The organism is Frankia sp. CoWAU3, from assembly GCF_977971855.1.
Window position 1 is genome coordinate 8,146 of the sequence record NZ_CDWWXB010000030.1, and the last position, 5,425, is coordinate 13,570.

The following is a 5,425-nucleotide window of genomic DNA, read 5'->3' on the forward strand; positions in this document are numbered from 1 at the left end:
GGCGGCGCGGCTGGCCACCGCCGACCTCGGGCGCCGGCAGGCCGTCCTCGACGGCGAGCAGACGGCCGCCCGGCGGGAACTCGAACGGCTCGCCGAGGAGATCGAGCGGCTGGCGGCCGGTGGCCACGACTCGCCGCCGGCCCCGCACACCCGCGACGAGCACGGGCGGGACGGCCGGGACGGCGCCCCGCTGTGGAAGGTCGTCGACTTCGTCGACGGCGTGCCCGACGAGCACCGAGCCGGAATCGAGGCGGCGCTGGAGGCCGCCGGGATCCTCGACGCCTGGGTCGGCCCGGACGGGCGGCTGCACAACCCCGTCAGCGACGACGTTCTGGTCACGCCCGGGCGGCCTGCGCCGGGGGGTGGGCTGGCCGCGGTGCTCACGCCGGCGATCGACCGCGACGACGCACACGCGGCCCGGCTGAGCGACACCGCGGTCGCCGCCGTCCTCGCGACGATCGGCCTGCGCGGCGGGCCCGGCCCGGCCGGCGGCTCCCTGGTCCACGGGCCGGCGGCCACCGAGACCTCGGACACCGAGACCTGGGTCACCGTGGACGGCCGGTTCGGTAACGGGGTCCTGACCGGCGGTTGGCGCAAGGAAACCGCCGGCTACATCGGTGAGGGTGCCCGCGAGGCGGCCAGGCGGGTCCGGCTCGACCACCTGCGCGCCGATGCGACCCGGATCGAGCTACGGTTCGAAGAGCTGGCCGCGGCCGCCGCGGAGCTGGCCGACCGGCAGCTCTCGCTGGCCGCCGAGCACGGGGCCCGGCCCTCCGACGGCGACCTGCGCGAGGCGCACGCGCAGCTGGCCACGGAGCACAAGGCCAAGCGGCGGATCGACGCCCAGCACCAGGAGGCGGCCGCTGTCGCGGCCCGCCGACAGCAGGCCGCGGGTGAGGCGCGGGCGGCGGCCGAGGAGTTCGCCGGCGACGTGCGCCTGCCCGCGGAGCCGGCCGCGCTGGCCGACGTCCGGGACGCCCTGGGTGACTACCGGGCGGAGCTGGCCGCGCTGTGGCCGGCGGCGGAATCGCTGGACCGGTCCCGCCGCGCGGCGACCGAGGCGGAACACGAACTCACCCTCGCGCTGGAACGCCAGGAACAGACGGCCGAGGCGGTCGCCGAGGCGCAGACGCAGGCCGACGCGGCCGCCGAACGTCACCGGGTCCTGGTCGAGACGGCCGGCGCCGCCGTCGACGAACTGTTCCGCAAACTGGCCGCCGTCGACACCGAACTCGACCGGTGCGGGCAGCAGGAGAAGCAGTCGCGGGCCGCCGAACGGGATGCGCTCGACGCCCGGGGCCGGGCTCACGGCCGGCGTGAGACGTTGCGGGAGGCGATCACCACCGCCGCGGCCGAACGCGAGGCGGCTGTCGCGAGGCTCCGGGCGTTCGCGGCCACCGGCCTGCTCGCGGTCGCCGTCCCGGACCTGGAGATCCCGGACCCGGCTGCCGGCTGGGCACCGTACCCCGCGATCACGCTCGCCCGGGCGGTCAACGCTGCCCTCGACGACGTCGACGACACCGACCGCCGGTGGGAGCTGGCGCAGCAGCGGGTGTCGGCCGAGCACAAGGTTCTCACCGACGCGCTGTCCCGGCACGGCCACTCGGTCGGGATGGTCGTCTCCGACGGCGTGATCGTGGTCGACGTCCTGTTCCAGGGCCGCAAGCAGGACATCCCGGCCCTGGTCGCCGCGTTGGAGACGGAGACCGGGCAGCGGGCGATGCTGCTGTCCGCGAAGGAACGCGAGATCCTGGAGAACCACCTCGTGAACGAGGTGGCCGGCGCCTTGCAGGAACTGATCAGCGACGCCGAGAGCCAGGTTCGCCGGATCAACACGGACCTCGCGCAGCGGCCCACGTCGACCGGCATGCGGCTGCGGTTGCAGTGGCGGGTCGCGCGCAGCGCCCCCGAGGGGCTCGGCGCGGTGCGCGACCGGTTGCTGCGGCAGACGGCCGACGCCTGGAGCCCCGCCGAGCGGACCGCCGTCGGCGCGTTCCTCCAGGAGGAGATCAACCGGGAGCACAGCGCGGACACCACCGGCGGATGGGCCGAGCAGTTGACCCGTGCCCTGGACTACCGCGACTGGCACGAGTTCGCTGTGCAGCGGTTCCAGGACGGTCAGTGGCGGCCGGCGAGCGGTCCGGCGTCCGGTGGTGAGCGGGTGCTCGCGGCGTCGGTGCCGCTGTTCGCGGCCGCCTCGTCGTTCTACGACTCCTCCGGCAACCGGCACGCACCCCGCCTGGTCGCCCTGGACGAGGCGTTCGCCGGGGTGGACGACGACTCGCGGGCCAAGTGCCTGGGCCTGCTCGCCGCGTTCGACCTCGATGTGGTGATGACCAGCGAGCGCGAGTGGGGCTGCTACCCGCAGGTCCCCGGCCTGGCGATCGCGCAGCTGTCCCGCCGGGACGGCATCGATGCCGTGCTCGTCACGCCGTGGCGGTGGGACGGGCACGAGCGCACCCGCGTCGACCGGCCGGTGCCCTACCAACCCGAGCAACCCGAGCGGCCCGACCGGCCCCAGCCGCTCCGTCCGGCGCAGGGTGACAACACCGAGCCCCTACCGTTCGAGTGAGCGCGGCGTCGACCGGGGCCGCCCGCGATGTGGAAGCCGCCCGCGATGTGGAACAGCTGCGTCGTCTGCTGGGCGGTGAGCACACGGCATGGCTGCTCGACCGGGTACGGCGCAGGATCGAGCTGGGCCGGCCGCTCACCGGGACAGTCACCCTCGGCCGGGCCAGCGCGGACCAGCGGCGGGGGGTCGAGCGGCTGCTGGGCCGCCGGGCCGGCACCGGCGCCTCGCTGTCCGTGTCGTTGGACGAGGTCGACGCGGTGCTGCGGTCCAGCGGCGCCGCGCCGGACGGACTCGCCGCCGCCGTCCGCCAGCTCACCGGGGATGTCACGGAGCGGGCGGAGCTGGCCGCGGCGCAGTCACGGGCCTGGGCGCAGGCGCACCAGCCCCTGGACGACCTTCTCGCCCGGCGCCCCGAGCTCACCCCCTGGCGGTCCTGGCTGGACAGCACCGGCCTGCTGCGCCGGCTGACTGGCACCCCGGACGCGGCGATGCCGCTGGCCGCCGACCTGGTCCGGGTGCTCGACGCGTTGCCCTCACCCGGCGTGGCGCTGGGCCGGCTGGCCGCCACCAGCACCGGCGACGCGCACGCGCTCGACGACGGCCGGCCGCTGGCGACGCTGGCCCTGGCGGCGGCCCGGGTACTGGGCGGATCCCACCCTGCGGGTGACGGCTCGGCCGCGGGCCGTCGCGCCGCGTGGGCCGCTGTCGGGGTACACCGTGACGAACTGTCGTCCACGGTGCTCTGCCTGGGTCTGCCGGGCGGGGCGGACAGCCCGACCGGCCGGATCCTGGCCATCTGTCGCGAGGTGGGGGAGCCCTGCGTGCTCACTCTGCGCCAGGTCGGCCCGGGCCAGGACCGCGGCGACCTCGGCGTGGGCCTCGGAGTGGTGTACCTGTGCACGAATCCGATCGTGCTGGCCAGCGCCGCCGACGAGCTGGCGGGCCGCACCCCGCCGCTGGTGTGCGTGAACGGCCAGCCGTCGGCCGCCGTCATCGGCCTGCTCGCGGCGCTCGCCGGCCAGGGCGCGCGGTTCGCCTACCACGGCGACTTCGACTGGGGCGGCATCCGCATCGCCAACGGCCTGCGGGAACGGATCGGCTGGCGGCCATGGCGTTTCGACGCCCGGTCCTATCAGGCCGCGCTGACCACGGTGACCGGCGGCGAGCTGGCTGGCCGGCCGGTCGACGCGGCCTGGGACCCCGACCTGCGCCCCGCGCTGGAACACCATGCGATCAGAGTGGACGAGGAACTCGTCCTCGCCGAGCTGATCGACGACCTCGGCGCCCCACAGGCCTGGTAACACTCGACAACACTCTGTAACACTCGGTAGATAAAGGCCAGGCGCTCAAGGGTGCGGCCGGTAGAGTCCCGGCGACACACGCGGGCAGCAGGTCGGCAACCTCGCTCGTCCGGGCGCCATGGCCGGTGAGAGCAGCGGTGACCGGCTGGTCTTCGTCAACGACGACCAGCGGCGCCCGGTGCGGCAGGCGCAGACTGGAGGCGATGACCAAGTCAGCGGTACCCAGGCCCCGTCTGTCCACCAGCCCCTTCAAGGCCCCGGTCACCCCGCCGTGCAAGCGGTTCGCCGTAGGAGACCGGGTCACCCACGACATGTACGGTCTCGGCCAGGTAACCGGGGTCGAAGCAGAAGTCGCCGTCCTCGTCGATTTCGGTTCCCAGCAGGAACGCATTCTGAGCCCGTTCAGCAAGACGTCCCGTCTCTGACGCCATGAGGCTTCGATTCGCGGAACCCGAAGACACCACGTAGGCGGCGGAAGGTCCCACGGAGAAGCCTGTCACCGCTCTGACGTCCTACCCCTCGTTCCACTCGGCAGCCCCACCCCGAAAGCGAGACATCTCATCGCCACCGCCTCGATCCCCCTCTTCTCCGCGTCGGAGCCGCCGCGGTCTCTGCCGCGGCAGGAGCCCCCGCCTCTGACGATCCGCCTCTTCCAGGCACCCGACTTCGGGCTGTCTGATGTCGAGATCATCGATGTCGTGGTCACGGACGTCGAGACCGCCGCCTTCCAGACGCCCGCCGTCGAGCGCCCGCCCGCGCTGGATCCCCGTCGTCATCGAGCGCGGCCCCGCCGATCGTAGGCTCCGGGCGCTGTCCGGGTAGGGCGCGCAGCCACGCGCACCAGGCGTCGACCCCCTGGCCGGTACGGGCGCTGACCTCCAGCATGGCCACGCCCGGGTTGACGTCGGCGAGGTTCTTCCGGAACGCCTCAAGGTCGAAGTCGAGGTGGGGAAGCAGGTCCGTCTTGTTGACGAGCACCAGGTCGGCCGAGCGGAACATGACCGGGTACTTGAGGGGCTTCTCCTCGCCCTCGGTGACGGCAAACACCATCGCGCGCAGGTCCTCCCCGACCTCGAACTCGGCGGGGCACACCAGGTTGCCGACGTTCTCGATAACGACGAGATCGAGGTCGCGCAGGGGCAACCGGCCCAGCGCCGAGGCGACCATGGGCGCGTCCAGGTGGCACTCCCCGCCGAACCCGTTACCGGTGTTGATCAGGGCGATCGCCGCGCCGAGCCCGTCGAGGCGGTCGGCGTCGATGCTGGTCTCGATGTCGCCCTCGATGATCCCGACCCGCAGCTGCGGGCCGAGACGGCGCAGCGTCTCGACCAGCAGGGTGGTCTTACCGGCGCCGGGAGCGGACATCAGGTTCACCACCGTGACGCCGACGGCGTCGAAGGCGGCCCGGTTCGCCAGCGCGACCCGCTCGTTCTCCCCGAGGATCCGCTCGAGGACCTCGACCCGTTCGGGCCCGGTGCCATAGCCGGAATGGTCCCCGACGGACACCCCGGCCGGTGGGTGCGGACCCGAGTACTCGTGCGGCGCCCCACCC

At 73.9% G+C, this 5,425-nt stretch carries 4 protein-coding genes; 3 read left to right on the forward strand and 1 reads right to left on the reverse strand.

Translation table 11 applies throughout. The features are described from left to right. From AC08ON_RS05160 to AC08ON_RS05170, 3 genes are all read left to right on the forward strand, one after another. The coding region (locus AC08ON_RS05160; RefSeq protein WP_476616540.1) for a TIGR02680 family protein at positions 1 to 2,572 on the forward strand (2,572 nt) is incomplete at its 5' end. Continuing rightward, positions 2,569 to 3,873, forward strand: coding sequence for a TIGR02679 family protein (locus tag AC08ON_RS05165; protein WP_476606603.1), 1,305 nt, complete (start codon positions 2,569 to 2,571; stop codon positions 3,871 to 3,873). The genes AC08ON_RS05160 and AC08ON_RS05165, both read left to right, overlap by 4 nt. Before the next feature lie 203 nt (positions 3,874 to 4,076). Continuing rightward, positions 4,077 to 4,298, forward strand: coding sequence for a hypothetical protein (locus tag AC08ON_RS05170; protein ID WP_476606602.1), 222 nt, complete (start codon positions 4,077 to 4,079; stop codon positions 4,296 to 4,298). A gap of 277 nt (positions 4,299 to 4,575) precedes the next feature. Here the strand turns inward: AC08ON_RS05170 and hypB are convergent. Next, positions 4,576 to 5,425 (reverse strand): hydrogenase nickel incorporation protein HypB (gene hypB, locus AC08ON_RS05175; RefSeq protein ID WP_476616541.1); only part of this gene is annotated, 850 nt, incomplete at its 5' end.

Bases quoted from the DNA above. Each gene is read 5' to 3' on its own strand.
- AC08ON_RS05170 (WP_476606602.1), top strand. From the start codon at position 4,077: ATGACCAAGTCAGCGGTACCCAGGCCCCGTCTGTCCACCAGCCCCTTC.